This is a genomic window from Streptomyces sp. NPDC006552, from assembly GCF_040611655.1.
GTDB lineage: Bacteria > Actinomycetota > Actinomycetes > Streptomycetales > Streptomycetaceae > Streptomyces.
This window is the reverse complement of record NZ_JBEXOS010000096.1, coordinates 1-20,653: the sequence shown is the minus strand read 5'-3', so window position 1 is coordinate 20,653 and position 20,653 is coordinate 1. Positions and strand designations below refer to the sequence as shown.

The 20,653-nt window shown below is 74.6% G+C and carries 9 protein-coding genes; all 9 read left to right on the top strand.

Annotated features, from left to right (window positions below; genetic code table 11):
- Window positions 1-3,090, top strand: a 3,090-nt coding sequence (locus tag ABZY33_RS33740; RefSeq protein ID WP_356495527.1) for an SDR family NAD(P)-dependent oxidoreductase, incomplete at its 5' end; no start/stop codon positions are given.
- 50 nt (window positions 3,091-3,140) lie between these two features.
- A complete protein-coding gene (locus ABZY33_RS33735; protein WP_356495526.1) occupies window positions 3,141-13,781 on the top strand; it encodes a type I polyketide synthase in 10,641 nt (3,546 codons plus the stop codon).
- A gap of 71 nt (window positions 13,782-13,852) precedes the next feature.
- Window positions 13,853-14,632 (top strand): arylamine N-acetyltransferase, encoded by a 780-nt coding sequence (locus ABZY33_RS33730; protein WP_356495525.1) that lies wholly within the window; start codon window positions 13,853-13,855, stop codon window positions 14,630-14,632.
- Between the two features lie 71 nt (window positions 14,633-14,703).
- Window positions 14,704-16,047 (top strand): NAD(P)/FAD-dependent oxidoreductase, encoded by a 1,344-nt coding sequence (locus ABZY33_RS33725; RefSeq protein ID WP_356495524.1) that lies wholly within the window; start codon window positions 14,704-14,706, stop codon window positions 16,045-16,047.
- A 7-nt stretch (window positions 16,048-16,054) separates the two neighbouring features.
- Window positions 16,055-17,113, top strand: coding sequence for a 3-dehydroquinate synthase family protein (locus ABZY33_RS33720; protein ID WP_356495523.1), 1,059 nt, complete (start codon window positions 16,055-16,057; stop codon window positions 17,111-17,113).
- Entirely contained in the window at window positions 17,107-18,354 is a 1,248-nt protein-coding gene (locus ABZY33_RS33715) for a 3-deoxy-7-phosphoheptulonate synthase (RefSeq protein ID WP_356495522.1), read from the top strand. Before ABZY33_RS33720 ends, ABZY33_RS33715 begins: the two co-directional genes overlap by 7 nt.
- Window positions 18,351-19,163: a ThiF family adenylyltransferase gene (locus ABZY33_RS33710; protein WP_356495521.1), complete on the top strand. Its 813-nt coding sequence runs from the start codon at window positions 18,351-18,353 to the stop codon at window positions 19,161-19,163. Before ABZY33_RS33715 ends, ABZY33_RS33710 begins: the two co-directional genes overlap by 4 nt.
- 37 nt (window positions 19,164-19,200) lie before the next feature.
- Window positions 19,201-20,361: a DegT/DnrJ/EryC1/StrS family aminotransferase gene (locus ABZY33_RS33705; protein WP_356495520.1), complete on the top strand. Its 1,161-nt coding sequence runs from the start codon at window positions 19,201-19,203 to the stop codon at window positions 20,359-20,361.
- Window positions 20,358-20,653, top strand: a 296-nt coding sequence (locus ABZY33_RS33700) for a Gfo/Idh/MocA family oxidoreductase (protein ID WP_356495519.1), incomplete at its 3' end; no start/stop codon positions are given. The genes ABZY33_RS33705 and ABZY33_RS33700, both read left to right, overlap by 4 nt.

Below are 20,653 nucleotides of genomic sequence, written 5' to 3'. Positions count from 1 at the left end.
AGTGCTCATCCGGTCCTGGTCCAGCCGGTCACCGGGACCGCTGACGACAGTGGCGTGGACGCGGTGGTGACGGGTTCGCTGCGGCGGGACGACGGTGGCCTGCGACGGCTGCTGACGTCCATGGCCGAGGTCTTCGTGCGCGGCGTCCAAGTCAAGTGGGACGGCGTCCTGCCCGCCGCCGGAACACCGGCCACCGGCCCCGCCCTCCCCACGTACGCCTTCGACCACCAGCACTACTGGCTCCAGGCCACCGCGGCCGCCGGTGACGCGACCTCGCTCGGGCTCGACGGAGCCGGTCACCCGTTGCTCGGTGCCATGGTGCGGCTGCCGCACAGCGGCGGCTTGCTGTTCACCTCGCGCCTCTCGCTCACGACCCACCCCTGGCTGGCCGACCACGCCATCGGCGGGATGCTGCTGCTGCCGGGCACGGGCCTGGCCGAGGTGGCCGTGCGCGCCGGTGACGAGGCCGGCTGCGGTGTGCTGGAGGAACTCGTCATCGAGGCGCCGCTCATCGTGCCCGCGGCCGGTGGCGTACGCGTCCAGGTCGCGTTGAGCGCCCCCGACGAGAACGGCACACGCGCTGTCGAGATCCACTCCCAGCGCGAGGACACCACCGAGGACGACGCGGCGTGGACGCGGCACGCCACCGGCACACTGACCGCCGCTTCGACGGAACCGTCCATCGCCTTCGACTTCACCGCCTGGCCGCCGCCCGGCGCCGAACCCGTCGAGGTCGGTGACTTCTACGACGGACTGCGCGAGCACGGGGTCGACTACGGCCCGTCCTTCCAGGGCGTGCGCGCGGTCTGGCGGCGCGGCGGCGAACTCTTCGCCGAGGTCGCCCTGGACGAGCAGCAACGCAAGGAAGCCGACCGGTACGGCATCCACCCCGCCCTGCTCGACGCGGCCCTGCAGACCGGGTCGTTCCGGCCGCCCGCCGACGCCGGGGCGGGGGAGGAGGCCGGGCGGCCGCTGCTCGCGTTCTCCTGGAACGGCCTGGTGCTGCACGCCGCGGGCGCCTCCGCGCTGCGGGTGCGCGTCGCGCCCGCCGGACAGGACGCGTTCTCGGTCGACGCTGCGGACGAGACCGGTGCGCTGGTCGTGACGATGGACTCCCTGGTGTCGCGCGCGGTCTCAGCCGAGCAGCTGGACACCGCGGCGGACACCGCGGTCGCCGGTTCGCTGTACCGGGTGGACTGGACCGAACTGCCCCTGGGCCAGGGGCCGGTGGCGGCGCCGGTGTGGACGCCTGTGACCACGGCGGACGACATCACGGCACCGGCCTCCGACGTGGCCGACGCGGCACCGGCCCTCGGGACCGCGGCGGTGGCCGTCCTGGAAGCCGTCGGCGGTACCGGCGACGCTGCCGTGCTGACGCTGACCTCCCGGGTCCTCGCCGTCGTGCAGGCGTGGCTGGACGCGGACGGTCCGCAGGACGCGCGGCTCGTCGTCGTGACCCGGGGCGCCGTGCCTGCCGGAGACGGCGTGGTGAGCGACCCGGCCGGCTCCGCGGTGTGGGGCCTGGTCCGTGCCGTGCAGGCCGAGAACCCGGACCGGATCGTCCTGCTCGACGCGGAGACCGGCACCGCCACCCGTACCGGAACCGGCGTCGGCCCCGGCTCCGAATTCGACCGCGTCCTGGGCGCGGCCCTGGCCACCGGCGAACCGCAGCTCGCGGCGCGCGGCACGGCCCTGCACGTACCCCGGCTCACCCGCGCCGAGTCCGGTCAACTACCCGAAGGGACAACGGGTTTCGACCCGGAGGGGACCGTCCTCGTCTCGGGCGGCGGCTCGCTCGGTGAGCTCATCGCCCGGCACCTGGTCGTCGCGCGCGGCGTGCGCCACCTGATGCTGGCCAGCCGCCGCGGACCCGCCGCCGACGGCGTGACGGAACTGGTCGCCGAGCTGACCGGGCACGGCGCGGCGGTCTCCGTCGTCGCCTGCGACGTCTCCGAGCGGGACCAGGTGGAGTCCCTGCTCGCGTCGGTACCGGCCGCGCACCCGCTGACCGCCCTCGTGCACACCGCCGGCGTCTTCGAGGCGGGACTCGTCGGCTCCCTGACGCCCGAGCGCCTGGCGCGGGTGTTCGCGCCGAAGGTCGACGCCGTACGGCACTACGACGAGCTGACCCGGGGCCTGGACCTGGACGCGTTCATCGTCTACTCCTCCGCCTCGTCCGTCTTCCTGGGCGCGGGCAGCAGCGGTTACGGAGCCGCCAACGCCTTCCTCGACGGCCTGATGGCGCAGCGCCGCGCGGCCGGGCTGCCCGGGCTCTCGCTGTCCTGGGGCACCTGGGCGTACGCCACCAACATGACCACCCACCTCAGCACCACCGACCAGGCGAGCATGAGCCGGCGGACGAGCCGGGACGGCGTCGTGGCCCTCGAACCCGCCGAGGGAACGGCCCTGTTCGACGCGGCGCTCGGCACCGCCGAGTCGCTCCTCGTACCGGTCAGGCTGGACCTGCGGGCGGTCCGCGCGGACGCGGCGGCCGGCGGCACGGTGCCGCCGCTGCTGCGCGGCCTCGTGCCGGCGGGGCGGCAGCAGGCCCGCGCCGCCGGGGCGCAGGACAGCGGGCTCACGCGCCGGCTGGCCGGGCTCACCGACGAGGAGCAGGAGGCGCTCCTGCTCGACCTGGTGCGTACCCAGGCCGCGGCCGTGCTCGGGCACAGCGGTCCGGACGGCGTCCGCCCGGACACCGCGTTCAAGGACGTCGGCTTCGACTCGCTGACCTCGGTGGAACTGCGCAACCGGCTCCGGGAGGCGACCGGGGTGCGGCTGCCCGCCACGCTGGTCTTCGACCAGCCGACACCGCTCGTGCTCAGCCGCTATCTGCGGGGCGAACTCGGCGTCGGCGACGACGTGTTCACCCGGGTCAGCACGAAGATAGAAGACGTCGAGTCGTTGATTGCTGCCGTATCCCTCGACGATGCCATGAGGGCGAGTATCGCGCTCCGCCTCCAGGGGCTGGTCGCCCGGTGTAATGGGGCCGTCGAGCGGACGGACGTCTCCACGGTGGCCGAGAAGCTGGAATCCGCGTCGGCCGACGAAGTCCTCGACTTCATCCATGAGGAATTCGGGCTCGTGTGAATCCGGTACAGGGCATCCGGCTCCATCAACCTTCTCGTGAGGACTGAAGCATGGCCACGGACGAACAACTCCTCAGCACCCTCAAGCGAGTCACCACCGAACTGCACCAGCTGCGCAAGCAGGGTGCCTCGCACGCGGGCGAGCCGATCGCCGTCGTGGGGATGGCCTGCCGGCTGCCGGGCGGCGTGACGGGCCCCGAGGAGCTGTGGCGGCTGGTGCGCGAGGGCGGCGACGCCGTGTCGGGCTTCCCCGACGACCGCGGCTGGGAGCTGGACGGCCTCTTCGACCCGGACCCCGACCACCCCGGCACCTCCTACACCGACCAGGGCGGATTCCTGCGCGGCGCGGGCCTGTTCGACCCCGGCTTCTTCGGGATGTCGCCGCGCGAGGCGCTGGCCGTCGACCCCCAGCAGCGGCTGCTCCTGGAGACCTCCTGGGAGGCGCTGGAACACGGGGGCATCGACCCGGTCTCGCTCAAGGGCACCGACGTCGGCGTCTTCACCGGAGTCTCCAGCCAGGGGTACGGCTCCGGGGCCGGTGGCGTCGCGCCCGAGCTGGAGAGCTTCACCGGTACCGGCGTGGCGTCGAGCGTGGCGTCGGGCCGGGTGTCGTACGTCCTCGGCTTCGAGGGGCCGGCCGTCTCCGTGGACACGGCCTGCTCGTCGTCGCTGGTCGCCATCCACCTGGCCGCGCAGGCCCTGCGCCAGGGCGACTGCTCGCTGGCGCTGGCCGGCGGCGCGATGGTGATGGCGACGCCCGGCACCTTCGTGGTCTTCTCCCGGCAGCAGGGCATGGCCTCCGACGGGCGCTGCAAGGCGTTCGCGGACGGCGCCGACGGCATGGGCCTGTCCGAGGGCGCCGGGGTGGTGGTCCTGGAGCGGCTCTCCCAGGCGCGCGAACGCGGCCACCGGATCCTCGCGGTGCTGCGCGGCAGTGCCGTCAACCAGGACGGCGCCTCCAACGGCCTGACCGCGCCGAACGGCCCCTCGCAGCAGCGCGTCATCCGCAAGGCCCTGGCCGGTGCCGGCCTGGTCGCGGCGGACGTCGACGTCGTGGAGGCCCACGGCACCGGCACGGCGCTGGGCGACCCGATCGAGGCGCAGGCGCTGCTCGCCACCTACGGGCAGGGCCGCGATCCGGGCAGACCGCTCTACCTCGGCTCGCTGAAGTCGAACATCGGCCACACCCAGGCCGCCGCGGGCGTCTCCAGCGTCATCAAGATGGTCCAGGCGCTGCGCCACGGAGTGCTGCCCCCCACGCTCCACGCCGACGTGCCGACGACCGAGGTCGACTGGACGGCGGGCGCGGTGGAGCTGCTCAACGAGGCCCGGGACTGGCCCAGCGAGGGCCGCCCGCGCCGCGCGGGCGTCTCCTCCTTCGGCATCAGCGGCACCAACGCGCACCTGATCCTGGAGGAAGCACCGCAGGAGGCGCCGCAGGAGACGGTGCCGGAGCCCGCCGAGCCGGAGACGGCGGCCGCGGGCGTGGTGCCGCTGGTCGTCTCGGCCCGCAGCGAAGGGGCCCTGGCCGGCCAGGCGGAGCGGCTCGCCGCGTTCGTCGAGCGCGCCGGCGAGGTGCCGCTGCCGCACGTGGCCCGCGCCCTGCTCACCGAGCGGGCCCTGCTGCCGGAGCGGGCGGTGGTCCTGGCGGGCTCGGACGACGAGGCCCGCGCCGCGCTTGCCGCGCTGGCGCGGGGCGAGCGCCCGGCCCAGGCCGTGACCGGCAGGGCGGCCGGCCCCGGCGCCCCCGGCAAAGTGGTCTGGGTCTTCCCGGGCCAGGGCTCGCAGCGCGTCGGCATGGGCCGCGAACTGTACGCACGGCACGCGGTGTTCGCCCGCGCCCTGGACGAGGCCTGCGCCCACCTGGACACCGCCCTCGCCGGCCGCGTCGGCCACCGGGTGCGCGACGTGATCCTGGGCCGGACCGGCGACGGCACGGAGCTGCCGGACCAGGATCTGCTGCACCAGACGGTCTTCACCCAGGCGGGCCTGTTCGCCGTGGAGACCGCTCTGTTCCGGCTCGTGGAATCCTGGGGCGTCCGTCCCGACCTGGTCGTCGGCCACTCGATCGGCGAGATCGCGGCCGCCCACGCGGCGGGCGTCCTGACCCTGGCCGACGCGGCGCGGCTGGTCGCGGCGCGCGGCCGGCTGATGCAGGCGCTGCCGCCGGGCGGCGCGATGGTCGCGGTCGCCGCGAGCGAGGCGGACGTCGCCCCGCTGCTCGGCGCGGGCGTCGAGGTCGCGGCGGTCAACGGCCCGACCTCCGTGGTCCTCTCCGGCGACGAGGACGCGGTCCTCGCGGCCGCCGGACACCTGCGCGAGCAGGGCCGCAAGACGAAGCGGCTGACGGTCTCGCACGCGTTCCACTCCGCGCGGATGGAGCCCATGCGGGCCGCCTTCGCCGCGGAACTGGCCGGCCTGGAGTGGCACGAGGCGCTGATCCCGGTGGTCTCGAACGTGACCGGACGTCTCGCCGGACCCGGTGAACTGGCGGCACCGGAGTACTGGGCGGACCACGTGCGCCGCCCCGTGCGGTTCGCCGACGGCATCGCGGCGGCCGTCGACTGCGGCGGCACCCTCTTCGTGGAGCTGGGCCCGGGCGCCGCCCTGACCGGGCTCGTCGAGGAGAGCGCCACCGCCGCGGGCGCGCAAGCGACCTGCGTGGCCGCGCTGCGCGACGGCCGCCCCGAGGAGCAGAGCCTGCTCGCCGCGCTGGCCGCGCTCTTCGTGCGCGGCGTGCCCGTGGACCTCGGCCGGCTGCTCCCCGCCACCGCCCCGGCGGCCCCCGTGGACCTGCCGACGTACGCCTTCGACCACGAGCACTACTGGCTCAGGACGGCCGGCGCCGCCACCGACGCCGCCTCCCTGGGGCAGGCCGCGGCCGGACACCCGCTGCTCGGCGCCGTGGTCCGGCTGCCGCACTCCGACGGCGTGGTGCTCACCGCCCGCCTCGCGCTCACCTCGCACCCCTGGCTCGCCGACCACGCCGTCGGCGGTGTCGTCCTCGTCCCGGGCACCGGCCTGGTCGAACTCGCCGTGCGGGCCGGTGACGAGGCCGGTTGCGGGACCCTGGACGAACTCGTCGTCGAAGCGCCCCTGGTCGTGCCCGAACACGGCGGCGTCCGTGTCGTGGTCGCCGTCGGCGCGCCGGACGGCACCGGCGCCCACCCCGTCGAGATCCACTCCGTGCGCGAGGACGTGACCGGCGACGGCGAGACCTGGACCCGGCACGCGCTCGGCACGGTGTCGGCCCCTCCGCCGGCGAGGACCCCGGCGTACGACTTCACCGCCTGGCCGCCGCCCGGCGCCCGGCCCGTCGACGTCGACGGCTTCTACGCCGGTCTCGTGGCGCGCGGCTACGGCTACGGCCCCGCGTTCCAAGGGCTGCGCGCGGTCTGGCGGCGCGGCGACGAACTGTTCGCCGAGGCCGCCCTGCCCGCCGAACACCGGGACAGCGCGGGCCGGTTCGGGCTCCACCCGGCGCTCCTCGACGCGGCCCTGCACGCCGGAATGGCCGGCGCCGCGACCGACCCGGCCGGGGAGGAGAGCGGGCAGCCGGTCCTGCCGTTCGCGTGGAACGGACTGTCCCTGCACGCCGGGGGCGCCGACGCCCTGCGCATCCGCCTGACCTCCGCCGGGCCCGGCGCGGTGGCGCTGGAGGCGGCCGACGAGACCGGCGGCCTCGTCGTCACCCTGGACTCCCTGGTGTCCCGGCCGGTCTCCGCCGGGCAGCTGGAGACCGCCGCCGGCACGGCGCTCACCGACACCCTGTTCCAGGTCGACTGGAGCGAACTGCCGCTGGACACCCCGCCGCCGGCCACGCCGGAGTGGGCTTCCGTGGCCACCGCCGAGGACGTGACAACCCTGACCGCCGACCCGGGGGACACCCGGGTGGCGGTCCTGGAGGCCGTCGGCGGGGACGGCGCGGACGCCACCCTCGCCCTGACCGCACGGGTGCTGGCGGCCGTGCAGGCATGGCTGGCCGCCGACGGCCCCGACGACTCCCGGCTCGTGGTGGCGACGCGGGGCGCGGTGCCCGCCGGTGACGGCTCGGTCAGCGACCCGGCCGGTGCGGCCGTGTGGGGTCTGGTGCGGGCCGCGCAGGCGGAGAACCCGGACCGGATCGTCCTGCTCGACACCGACCCGGCCGCCGCGGACGGCGCCCCGCCCGTGCTCGGCCTCGCCCTCGCCCTCGGGGAGCCGCAGCTCGCCGTGCGCGGCAGGACGCTCACGGCCCCCCGCCTCACCCGGTCCACCGCGCAACTCCCCACGGCAGAAACCCTGTTCACCCCGGACGGCACGGTCCTCGTCACCGGCGGCACCGGCTCCCTCGGCGCGCTCGTCGCCCGGCACCTGGTCACCCGGCACGGCGTCCGCCACCTCGTCCTCGCCGGTCGCCGCGGCCGGAGCGCACCCGGAGCGGCCGAACTGGCCGCGGAGCTGACCGGACTCGGCGCGACGGTCGCCGTCGAAGCCTGCGACGTCTCCGACCGCGACCAGGTACGGGCCCTGCTGGCCGCGGTCCCCGCCGGCCACCCGCTGTGCGGCGTCATCCACACGGCGGGCGTCCTGGACGACGGGGTGATCGGGACGCTGACCCCCGCACGCCTCGCGAAGGTGTTCGCGCCGAAGGTGGACGCGGTACGCCACCTCGACGAACTGACCCGCGGCGCCGACCTCGACGCGTTCGCCGTGTTCTCCTCCGCCTCGGGCGTGTTCGGCTCGGCGGGCCAGGGCAACTACGCCGCCGCCAACGCCTACCTCGACGGCCTGATGGCCCAGCGGCGCGCGGCCGGACTGCCCGGCCTCTCCCTCGCCTGGGGCCTGTGGGAGCAGGACGCCGGCATGACCGCCCACCTCGGCGACGCGGACCAGGCGCGGGCCGGCCGCGGCGGGGTCCTGGCGATCACCCCGGCCGACGGCATGGACCTGCTCGACGCCTCCCTCGCCTCCGGCCGCGCCCTGCTCGTCCCGATCAAGATGGACCTGCGCGGCGCGCGGGCGGGCGCCGCCTCCGGCACCCCCGTCCCGCACCTGCTGCGCACCCTCGTCCCCGCGGGCCGCCAGCAGGCGCGGACCGCCACCGGCGCGGACAGCGACCTGCCGCACCGCCTCGCGGGTCTCGCCGAGGCCGAGCGGGAGGCGCTCCTGCTCGACCTGGTGCGCACCCAGGCGGCGCTCGTCCTCGGCCACAGCGGCGCCGGGAACGTACGGGCGGACACGGCGTTCAACGAAGCCGGGTTCGACTCGCTGACCTCGGTGGAACTGCGCAACCGGCTGCGCGAGGCGACCGGCCTCAAACTCCCGGCGACACTGATCTTCGACCACCCGACCCCGCAGGCCCTCGCCGGATACCTGCGCGAGGAGTTCGCGGACACGGCCGCGTCCGGCAGCCCGGCGGCGCCGGTCGCCGCGGCCGCGGACCCGGACGAGCCGATCGCGATCGTGGGCATGGCCTGCCGGCTGCCCGGCGGCGTCACCGGCCCCGACTCGCTGTGGCGGCTGGTGCACGAGGGCCGTGAGGGCATGTCGGACTTCCCCGCCGACCGCGGCTGGGACCTGGACACCCTCTTCGACGCCGACCCCGACACGGCCGGCACGTCGTACGCCAGCCAGGGCGGCTTCGTCGAGGGCGCGGGCCACTTCGACGCCGCGTTCTTCGGGATCTCGCCGCGCGAGGCCCTCGCCATGGACCCGCAGCAGCGCCTGCTCCTCGAAGCCTCCTGGGAGGCCCTGGAGAGCGCGGGCGTCGACCCGGCCCGGATCAAGGGCACGGACGTCGGCGTCTTCTCCGGCGTCTCCAACCAGGGGTACGGCGCCGGAGCCGTCGCCCCGGAGCTGGAGGGGTTCGCGAGCACCGGCACCGCGTCGAGCGTGGCGTCGGGCCGCGTCTCGTACGTCTTCGGCCTCGAGGGCCCGGCCGTCACGGTCGACACGGCCTGCTCGTCGTCGCTGGTGGCGATGCACCTCGCGGCCCAGGCACTGCGCCAGGGCGAGTGCTCCATGGCGCTCGCCGGCGGGGTGACCGTCATGGCGACACCGGTCAGCTTCGTGGAGTTCTCCCGCCAGCGCGGCCTGGCGGGCGACGGCCGCTGCAAGGCGTACGCGGACGGCGCCGACGGCACCGGCTGGTCCGAGGGCGTCGGCCTCGTCGTCCTGGAGCGCCTGTCGGTCGCCCGCGAACGCGGTCACCACGTCCTGGCGGTGCTGCGCGGCAGCGCGGTCAACCAGGACGGCGCCTCCAACGGCCTCACCGCACCGAACGGCCCCTCGCAGCAACGCGTCATCCGCAAGGCCCTGGCCCAAGCGGGCCTCTCGACGGCGGACGTCGACGCGGTCGAGGGCCACGGCACCGGCACGGCCCTCGGTGACCCGATCGAGGCACAGGCGCTGCTCGCCACGTACGGCAAGGACCGCGACCCCCAGCAGCCGCTGTGGCTCGGCTCGGTGAAGTCGAACATCGGTCACACGCAGGCCGCCGCGGGCGTCGCCGGCGTCATCAAGATGGTGCAGGCACTGCGCCACGGTGTGCTGCCGCCCACCCTCCACGTGGACGCGCCCTCGTCCCAGGTCGACTGGTCGGTGGGCTCGGTGGAACTCCTCACGCGAGCACGGGAATGGCCGCGCGAGGGCCGTCCGCGCCGAGCCGGTGTGTCCTCGTTCGGGATCAGCGGGACGAACGCACACCTGATCCTGGAAGAGGCGCCGCGCGAACCGGCCCGTGCCGTGCCGCAGGCGTCCGGCGCCGTACCGCTGGTGGTCTCCGCGCGCGCCACGGCCTCCCTCGCCGGGCAGGCCGGACGGCTCGCCGCATACGTGGAGAGCGAGAGCGCACCGGCACTCCCGGCGGTCGCCCAGGCACTCGTCGCGAACCGGGCCCTGCACGGCGAGCGCGCGGTGGTGGTGGCCGGCTCGGACGAGGAGGCGGCGGCCGGACTGCGGGCACTGGAACGCGGCGAGAGCCCGGCCGGCCTGGTCACGGGCAAGGTCGGCGTCTCCGGGGGGCCGGGCAAGGTCGTGTGGGTGTTCCCGGGTCAGGGTTCGCAATGGGCCGGTATGGGCCGGGAGTTGATGGACTCCTCTCCCGTGTTCGCGGAGCGGATCGCGGAGTGCGCGGCAGCGCTCGGACCCTACGTCGACTGGTCGCTCGTTGATGTGCTGCGGGGTGAGGTCGAGCCCGGGTTGTTGGAGCGGGTTGATGTGCTTCAGCCCGCGAGTTTTGCGGTGATGGTGGGTCTGGCGGCGGTGTGGTCGTCGGTGGGTGTGCTGCCGGATGCGGTGGTGGGGCACTCGCAGGGTGAGATCGCGGCGGCTTGTGTGTCCGGGGCGTTGTCCCTGGAGGATGCGGCCCGGGTCGTGGCTCTGCGCAGCCAGGCCATTGCTGCACAGTTGGCTGGTCGTGGCGGGATGGCTTCGGTCGCGCTGAGCGAGGTCGACGCGGTGGCTCGTCTTGGCCGCTGGTCCGGCCGGGTCGAGGTGGCGGCGGTCAATGGCCCCTCGTCCGTCGTGATTGCCGGTGACGCCCAAGCACTGGACGAGGCACTGGAGGCGTTCTCCGCCGATGGTGTGCGGGTGCGCCGGGTCGCCGTCGACTACGCCTCCCACACCCGCCACGTCGAGGACATCGAAACGGTGCTGAGCGAGGCGTTGGCGGGGGTCGAGGCGCAGGCGCCCCTGGTGCCGTTCTACTCGACCGTCACCAGCGGCTGGGTGGATGAGCCCGGGGTGCTGGACGGCGCGTACTGGTACCGCAATCTGCGTGGTCAGGTCGCCTTCGGTCCGGCCGTGGCCGGGTTGCTGGAGCAGGGTTATGGCGCGTTCGTCGAGATCAGCGCTCACCCCGTCCTGGTCCAACCGGTCACCGAGACCGCCGACGAGAGTGGCACGGATGTGGTCGTGACGGGTTCGCTGCGCCGTGACGACGGCGGTCTGCGACGGCTGCTGACCTCCATGGCCGAGCTGTTCGTCACCGGCGTGCCCGTGGACTGGAGCGGGGTGCTCCCGGCCGGTCAGGCTGCGGTCGCCCTTCCCACGTACGCCTTCGACCACCAGCACTACTGGCTCCGCACGGCACGGGCCGTCACCGACGCGACCTCGCTCGGGCTCGCCGGCACCGACCATCCGCTCCTCGGCGCCGTGGTCGAACTGCCGCAGTCCGACGGGCTCGTGGCCGCCTCCCGGCTCTCGCTCGCCACGCACCCCTGGCTGGCCGACCACCGGGTCGGCGGCGTCGTCCTCGTCCCGGGCACCGGGCTCGTCGAGCTCGCCGTGCGGGCCGGTGACGAGGCCGGCTGCGGGGTCCTGGAGGAGCTCGTCATCGAGGCGCCGCTGGTGGTGCCTGAGCACGGCGGTGTACGGGTCCAGGTCGCCGTGGGCGGACCGGACGGGACCGGCGCGCGCACCGTGGAGGTGTACTCGCGGCGCGAGGACGCCGACAGCGGCACCGACGCCTGGACCCGGCACGCCAGCGGCACCCTGTCGGCGCAGGCCCCCCGCACCGTGAACGACTTCGACTTCACCGCCTGGCCGCCGCCCGGCGCCGAACGTGTGGAGACCGCGGGCGGCTACGAGAAGCTCACCGAGGTGGGCTACGGCTACGGTCCCGCCTTCCAGGGCGTACGCGCGCTGTGGCGGCGCGGCGAGGAGACGTTCGCCGAGGTCGCCCTGGACGAGGAGCACCGCGCGCAGGCCGCAGGGTTCGGTATCCACCCCGCGCTGCTCGACGCCGCCCTGCACTCGCCGCTGCTGCGGATGACAGGCGCGGGCGCCGACGCTGCCGACGGACTGGAGGGCCAACCCGCGGGCGGCGAGCAGGAGTTGCGGCTTCCGTTCGCCTGGAACGGGCTGGTGCTGCATGCCGCGGGCGCCTCGGTGCTGCGGGTGCGGATCGCGCGGCCCGCACACGACGCGCTGTCCCTGGCCGCCGCGGACGAGACCGGCGCCCTGGTCGTGTCGATGGAGTCGCTGACCTCCCGGGCGGTCTCGGCCGGGCAGCTGGACGCGGCGGCGGGCGCACCGCGCCACGACTCGCTCTACCACGTCGAGTGGCCCGAACTGCTGTCCCTGCGGGGCGCGGAGCCCCTCCCGTCATGGGTCCTCGTGGCCACCGCGGAGGACGTGGCGACGCTCGCCGACGACGTGGAGTCGGGCGCCGCCGAAGCCCCGGCCGTCGCCGTCGTGCGAGCCGTCGGCGGCGAGGGCGAGAGCGCCGTGCTCGACGTCGTCACCCGCGTCCTGGAAGTCGTGCAGTGCTGGCTGGACGGGCCCGGCCTGGAGGAGACACGGCTCGCCGTGGTCACCCGCGGCGCCGTCCCCGCCGGGGACGGCGGCGTGAGCGACCCGGCCGGTACGGCGGTGTGGGGCCTGGTCCGCGCGGCGCAGGCCGAGAACCCCGACCGCATCGTCCTGGTCGACACCGCCCCGGAGGCCGACCCCGGCGCCGGGGAACTCGCCCACGTCCTCGGCGCGGCGCTGGCCGCCGGCGAGCCGCAGGTCGCGGTGCGCGGCACGGCACTGTCCGTACCGCGGCTCGCCCGGGTGACCGGCAAGCCGGGGGCCGGCGCGCCGGTGTTCGGGCCGGACGGGACCGTGCTGGTATCGGGCGCCGGATCGCTCGGCGGCCTGGTGGCCCGGCATCTCGTCGACCGGTACGGCGTCCGCGACCTGGTCCTCGCCAGCCGCCGTGGCGCGGCGGCCGAGGGGACGGCGGAGCTGGTCGCCGAGCTGACCGGGCGGGGCGCGGCGGTCTCCGTCGTGGCCTGCGACATGGCCGACCGCGGCCAGGTGGCGACGCTCCTTGCCGCGCTGCCCGGCCTGCGCGGCATCGTGCACACCGCGGGCGTCACCGACGACGGCGTGATCGCCATGCTGACCCCCGAACGCCTCGCGAAGGTCTTCGCGCCGAAGGTCGACGCGGTGCGCCACCTCGACGAGCTGACCCGGGGCCTGGACCTGGACGCGTTCGTCGTCTACTCGTCCGTCTCGGCCGTCTTCATGGGCGCGGGCAGCGGCAGCTACGCCGCCGCCAACGCCTACCTCGACGGCCTGATGGCCCGGCGCCGCGCGGCCGGACTGCCCGGACTCGCACTGGACTGGGGCCTGTGGGAGCAGACCGGCGGCGGCATGGCGGCCGGCACCGACGCCGTCGTCCGGCAGCGGATGAACCGGCGCGGCGGCCTCCAGGCGCTCACGCAGGACGAGGGCATGACGCTCTTCGACGCGGCCCTCACCGCCGGCCGCGCCCAGCTGGTCCCCGCCAAGCTGGACCTGCGCTCGCTGCGGCAGCAGGCCGCCGCCGACGGGGGAGTGCCGCACATGCTGCGCGCCCTGGTCCGCACCGGCCGGCAGCAGGCCCGGGCGGCGCGCGCCGACGAGCAGGGCCGGGCCCTCGCGGAACAGCTGGCGGGAGCCTCGCGCGCCGAGCAGGCACAGGTCCTGCTCGACCTGGTGCGCACGCAGGTCGCCGCGGTCCTCGGGCACGGCGCCTCCTACCGGATCGACGCGGACCAGGGGCTGTTCGAGGTCGGCTTCGACTCGCTGACCTCGATCGAACTCCGCAACCGGCTCCGCGACGTCACCGAACACAAGCTCTCGCCCAACCTCGTCTTCGACTACCCGACGGCCGGCATGCTCGCCGCCCACCTGCACGTACTGCTGTGCGGCGAGGAAGCGGCCCGACCGGTGGCGGTCTGACCCGCGCGCCGCCGGAGCCCCCGCCCCGGACCTGCGGTGCCCGAACTCCCTGTGGAAGAAGGTGAAGAAACGTGTTCGACGTCGACACATATCTCCGGCGGATCGGCTGCGCCGGGGAGACCGGCACGGACCTCGCGACGCTGCGCAAGCTGCACAAGAACCACCTGATGGCCATCCCCTACAACGGCGCCACGCAGGACTTCAGCGACGGGCTCCGCCTCGTCGAGCTCGACGAGGACGCCGCGTTCGAGACGTGCGTCGTGCAGGGCCGCGGCGGCACCTGCTTCCAGCTGAACCGCCTGTTCGCCCGGCTCCTGACCGAACTGGGGTACCGGGTGACGCTGCTGGCGGCCAGTACCGCGGAGGGCTGGGAGGCCTCCGGCCTCGACGTGGAGCACATGTTCCTCCGCGTCGGCCTGGACGGCGGGCAGTGGCTCGTCGACGTCGGCTACCCCGGCCCCTCCTACGTCGAGCCGCTGCGGGTCTGCGACGCGGTGCAGAGCCAGTACGGCAGCCAGTACCGGCTGGTCGAGCGCGGATCGAGGACCGCTCTGCAACGGCGCGGCAGGATCACCCGGTGGAGCGTGGTCTACAGCTTCTCGACGACCCCCCGGCAGTGGAGCGACTGGAAGGACATGGAGGAGTTCCTCGTCCGCGAGATCGCGGCGGAGACCGGACCGCAGGACGGGACGAAGATCCTGTGCGGCCGGACCCTCGACGACGGCCAGGTCGTCCTGAAGGGCCGCCGGCACCTGACCGTGCGCGACGGCCGCGAAGAGATCCGCACCATCACCGACGACGCCGAGCACCAGCGGCTGGTCACCCACCTGCTGTCCGACTCCTTCGGGTGACGCGCACACCGAGTACCCCGGACCTCCCACCCGGTCGACGTCCGACCAATTGGCACCAGAGAGGGAAAACGATGGCGAAGGAAACAGCCGATGTGATCGTGATCGGCGCAGGCCCGGCCGGTGCGGTCACCGCGTACATGCTCGCCCGGCAGGGGCACTCCGTGCTGCTGCTGGAGAAGGAGCTGAACTCCCGGTTCCACATCGGGGAGTCCCTCCTGCCGTACATGATGGGCCTGTTCGAGCGGATCGGCCTGCGCGAGGTGGTGGCCTCCCAGGGCTACGTGCCCAAGTTCGGCGGCGAGTTCATCGACCCGAGCGAGAAGAAGTTCTTCGAGGGCGTCTTCCGCGCGGACTTCACCAAGCAGGGCGAGGGCCGGCACGACAACGCCTTCCAGGTCGAGCGCGCCCGCTTCGACCGGATGCTGGCCGAGCAGGCCGCGGCCGCCGGCGCCCGGGTCGTCCTCGGCGCCAATGTGGGCGAGCTGCTGATGGAGGGCGACCGGATGGTCGGCGTCCGCTACGAGCACGACGGTGTCAGCCACGAGGCGCACGCCTCGCACGTGGTCGACGCCAGCGGCCGCACCGGCAAGATCGCCCACCGCTTCGGGCTGCGCAAGACCCTGGAGAAGCTGCGCATGGTCGCCGTGTTCCGGCACTACGCGGGGCTCGACGAGCGCCACAACCCCGGTGTCGAGGGCGACATCCAGGTCGCCGCCCACGACGACGGCTGGGTCTGGGCGATCCCGCTGACCAAGGACACGATCAGTGTGGGCACCGTCATGCCGCGCGACGTACTGCGCGGCTCGACACCGGAGAAGGTCTTCGAGGAGCACCTGGCCCGGGTCCCGCGGGTCACCCAGCGGCTGACCGGGACCCGTCCCGCCATGGACCTCAAGATCGAGACCGACTACTGCTACCACACGGACACGGTCACCGGACCGGGCTGGCTCATGGTCGGCGACGCCGGCTGCTTCGGCGACCCGATGTTCTCCGGCGGCGTCCTGGTGGCCACCGCCACCGCCGTCCGCGCCGCCGAGACCCTGCACGAGATCCTGACCGACCCGTCGGCCGAGGAGCGCCTGCTCGACCGGTACGCCAACTACTTCAAGACCGGCTACGACACCTACATCCGCCTCATCCACGCCTACTACGACGGCGAACTCGTCGCCATGGCCGCCGACGCCGCGCGCTCCACCGACCGCGACACCCTGGAGAAGTACCTCATCCGCCTCATCGGCGGCGACTTCTGGAGCGAGCACAACTCGGTGGCCGCCGAGATGCGCCGGCGCAAGGAGTGGGACACCTTCGAGCCGTTCCAGCGGGTCTACGGCTGCCCCTCCTACCCGCACCTGGACGAGCGCGACCGCAAGGAGCGGTCCGAGGCCCGCGTCCTGCGGGTGACGGCGGGCCGGTAGCGACGTCATGGCGACCATTCCGCTCCGCCTGCCAGGCCATGCCTACGAGGTGCTCATCGGCCCCGGGGTGCGCACGTCCCTCGCCGGGACCGTCCGCCGGCTGGGTGCCGCACGGGCCGTCGTCGTCTCGGCACGGCCGGCGGAATGGGTGCCCGACACCGGGGTGGAGACCCTGCTGCTCCCGGCGCGGGACGGTGAGGACGACAAGACGCTCGCCACGGTGCAGGCCCTGTGCGGCGAGTTCGTCCGCTTCGGGCTCACCCGGTCCGACGTCGTCGTCTCGTGCGGCGGCGGCACCACGACCGACGTGGTCGGTCTCGCCGCCGCCCTCTACCACCGGGGGGTGCCCGTGGTGCACCTGCCCACCTCGCTGCTGGCCCAGGTGGACGCCGCGGTGGGCGGCAAGACCGCGGTGAACCTGCCGCAGGGCAAGAACCTCGTCGGCACGTACTGGCAGCCCAGCGCGGTCCTGTGCGACACCGACTACCTCGCCACGCTGCCCCCGCGCGAGCTGCGCAACGGCTACGGGGAGATCGCCCGCTGCCACTTCATCGGCGCCCCGGACCTGCGCGGCCTGCCGCTCGCCGAGCAGATCACCGCCAGTGTGCGGCTCAAGGCCCGCGTCGTACAGGCCGACGAGCGGGACACCGGCCTGCGCCACATCCTCAACTACGGCCACACGCTGGGTCACGCGCTGGAGAAGGCGACCGGCTACGGGCTGCGCCACGGCGAGGCGGTGGCCATCGGCACGGTCTTCGCCGGCCGGCTCGCCGGCGCGCTCGGCCGCATCGGCGCGGCCCGGGTGGCGGAACACCTGGACGTCGTGCGGTCCTACGGACTGCCCACCGCGGTGCCCGCCGAGACCGGGACGCAGGCCCTGATCGCCCTGATGCGGCACGACAAGAAGGCGTCCGGCGGACTCGCGTTCGCCCTCGACGGGCCGCGGGGCGCGGAACTGGTGGGCGACGTCCCGCAAGAGGTGGTCGCGCGCGTCCTCGACGCCATGCCGCGCGCGCCGCTCGCCGCGCTCGTCGACCCCGTCACGGCCGGAGCGGCGCCGTGCTGACCCAGCCGCCGGCCGGCCCCGCGCTCGCCGCCCGGCTGGCGCGGGCGCTGGCCCGCCCCGCCGCGCAGCAGCCGCGCTGGCCCGACCCGCGCCGAACCGCCGAGGTCGTGGCGGCGCTGCACCGCGCCGGGCCGGTCGTCACCGCGGCGTCGACGGCACGGCTGCGCACGCACCTCGCGGCGGTCGCCCGCGGCGAGGCGTTCCTTCTTCAGGGCGGCGACTGCGCCGAGACCTTCGCCGAGAACACCGACGCGCACAAGACCGCGAACCTGCGCACCCTGGTCGAGATGGCCGGCGTGTTCGCCGACCGCACCGGCCTGCCCGTCGTCAAGGTCGCCCGGATGGCCGGGCAGTACGCCAAGCCCCGCTCCCACGACGTGGACGCCGGGGGCCTGCCCTCCTACCGCGGCGACCTCGTCCACTCCGCCGAGGCCACCTCGGCCGCCCGGATCCCCGACCCCGGCCGGATGCTGCGCGCCCACGCCGACGCGGCCCGGACGACGGCACTGATCGGCCGCCTCGGCGCCGGGGCCCTGCCCGGGGCCGGCGACGTGTACGTCAGCCACGAGGCACTGCTCCTCGACTACGAGCGGTCCGTGCTGCGGCTGGACGACAGCGGACCCGAGCCGCGCCTGCTCAGCGGCCTCGCCGACTTCCTGTGGATCGGTGAGCGCACCCGGCAGCACGACGGCGCCCACCTCGCCCTCGCGGAACTCCTGGCCAACCCCGTCGGCCTCAAGCTCGGCCCGGCCACGACCCCGGAGGAGGCCCTCGCGTACGTGCGCCGACTCGACCCGCACGCCGAACCGGGACGGCTCACCCTGATCAGCCGCATGGGGCACACCCGCATCCGCTCCGTGCTCCCGCCGATCGTCGAGAAGGTCGCCGCCTCCGGCCACGAAGTGGTCTGGCAGTGCGACCCGATGCACGGCAACACCTACACGTCGGCCAACGGGTACAAGACGCGCGACGTCGACGCGATCGCCGACGAGATGGCGGGCTTCTTCGAGGTGCACCGCCAGGTGGGCACCCACCCCGGCGGACTCCACCTCGAATTCACCGGCGACCCCGTGACGGAGTGCGTCGGCGGCGCCTGCGCACTCACCGAGACCGACCTGCCCACCCGCTACCGCACCGCCTGCGACCCCCGCCTCAACGCCGCCCAGGCACACGAACTCGCCCACCGCGCCGCCGAGTCGGCGGCCGCCTGCCTCGAACCCCGCAAGGCGGTGCTGAGATGACCACCCCGCCCGCCGGGCCGACCGTCCGGGGCACCACCCGCCTCTACGCCGTCCTCGGCGACCCCGTCGCCCAGGTCCAGGCACCCACCCTGATGAATCCGGTCCTCACCGAGCTGGGCATCGACGCCGTCGTCGTCCCCGTACATGTACGCCCGCGGGACCTGGAGTCCGTCGTGCGCGGGCTGCAACGCGTGGCGAACCTGGACGGCATGTTCGTCACCGTGCCGCACAAGGCGGCGGTGGCCTCCCTCGCCGACCGGTGCGGCCCGGCCGTGTCCGTCGTCGGCAGCGCGAACGTACTGCGCCGCGAGGCCGACGGCGCCTGGCTCGCCGAGAACTTCGACGGATCGGGCTTCGTGGCGGGCCTCACCGGCGCGGGCCACACACCCGAGGGCGCCCGTGCGGTGCTCGTCGGCGCGGGCGGCGCCGGCAGCGCGATCGCCGCCGCGCTCCTCGCGGCCGGCGTCGACCGGCTCACCCTGCACGACACCGACACCGCGCGGCTCACCGCGCTGGCCGCCCGGCTCGACGCGCACTGGCCGGGCCGCGTCCGCACCCAGGCCGCCCCCCGGCTGGACGGCGCCGACCTCGCCGTCAACGCCACACCGCTCGGCCTGCGCGCCGACGACCCCCTGCCGTTCCCGCTCGACGGCCTGCCCCCGGGCTGCGTCGTCGCCGACATCATCATGAAGCCGCGCGAGACCCGGCTGCTGCGCGAGGCCGCCGCACGAGGACATCGGATCCACCACGGAATCCACATGCTCGAAGGCCAACTGAGCTCCTACAGAGCCTTCTTCGACCTTCGGTGAAGACCGCCGAGCCCATTTCCGAATCCTTTGGAGAATCATGAACGTGCACCAGGCGCCGGAGTACCCGCAGTGGCCGCAGTACGACGCCGCCGAGCGGGAAGGGCTCGTCCGCGCGCTCGAACAGGGCCAGTGGTGGCGGATGGGCGGTAGCGAAGTCGACACCTTCGAGCGGGAGTTCGCCGAGTTCCACGGCGCTCCGCACGCGCTCGCCGTCACCAACGGCACCCACGCGCTCGAACTCGCCCTCCAGGTCATGGGGGTCGGCCCGGGCAGCGAGGTCATCGTCCCGGCCTTCACCTTCATCTCCTCCTCGCAGGCGGCGCAGCGCCTGGGGGCCGTCGCCGTCCCGGTGGACGTCGACCCGGACACGTACAACATCGACGTGGCGGCCGCCGCGGCGGCGGTGACCGAGCGCACCCGGGTGATCATGCCGGTGCACATGGCCGGGTTCCTGGCCGACATGGACGCCCTGGGCAAGCTCTCCGCCGACACCGGCGTCCCGCTGCTCCAGGACGCCGCACACGCGCACGCCGCCCGCTGGCAGGGCAAGCGCGTCGGCGAACTCGGCTCGGTCGCCGCGTTCAGCTTCCAGAACGGCAAGCTGATGACCGCGGGCGAGGGCGGCGCCGTCCTGTTCCCCGACACCGAGCTGTACGAGAAGGCGTTCCTGCGCCACAGCTGCGGACGGCCCCGCACCGACCGCCACTACAAGCACCAGATCGCCGGCTCCAACCTGCGGCTCAACGAGTTCTCCGCCGCCGTCCTGCGCGCCCAGCTCGGCCGCCTCGAAGGGCAGATCAGGACCCGGCAGGAGCGCTGGGCCGTGCTCTCCCCGCTCCTGGAGAAGATCGACGGCATCGACCCGCAGCGCCCCGACGAGCGCACCGACTTCCCCTCCCACTACATGGCGATGTTCCGTGTCCCCGGCCTCGGCGAGGACGCCCGCAACGCCCTGGTCGACCGGCTCGTGGCGGCCGGTGTGCCGGCCTTCGCGGGCTTCCGCGCGATCTACCGCACCGACGCCTTCTGGGAGATGGGCGCCCCCGACGAGACCCCGGAGCAGATCGCCGCACGCTGCCCGCACACCGAGGCCATCAGCCGGGAGAGCGTCTGGCTGCACCACCGCACACTGCTCGCCGACGAGCCGGCCATCCACCGTACGGCCGAGATCGTGGCGGCCGCCGTGGCCGCGGCATGAGCGTCAGGACCGCCGTCGTCGGGCTCGGCTGGGCGGGCCGCGAACTGTGGCTGCCCCGCCTCGCCCGGCACCCCGGCTTCGAGGTGGTGGCCGCCGTCGACCCCGCGCCGCCGCCGGGCGCCGCCCTGGCCGCGGTCCCCGGCCTGCCCGTGCACGCCACGGTGGACGCGCTCACCCCGGACACGGTCGACCTCGCCGTCGTCGCCGTCCCCAACCACCTGCACGCCGAGGTCGCCGCCGCACTGCTGCGCCGCGGCATCTGCGTCTTCCTGGAGAAACCCGTCTGCCTCAC

Bases quoted from the DNA above. Each gene is read 5' to 3' on its own strand.
- ABZY33_RS33720 (WP_356495523.1), top strand. From the start codon at position 16,055: ATGGCGACCATTCCGCTCCGCCTGCCAGGCCATGCCTACGAGGTGCTC.
- ABZY33_RS33705 (WP_356495520.1), top strand. From the start codon at position 19,201: ATGAACGTGCACCAGGCGCCGGAGTACCCGCAGTGGCCGCAGTACGAC.
- ABZY33_RS33710 (WP_356495521.1), top strand. From the start codon at position 18,351: ATGACCACCCCGCCCGCCGGGCCGACCGTCCGGGGCACCACCCGCCTC.
- ABZY33_RS33735 (WP_356495526.1), top strand. From the start codon at position 3,141: ATGGCCACGGACGAACAACTCCTCAGCACCCTCAAGCGAGTCACCACC.
- ABZY33_RS33725 (WP_356495524.1), top strand. From the start codon at position 14,704: ATGGCGAAGGAAACAGCCGATGTGATCGTGATCGGCGCAGGCCCGGCC.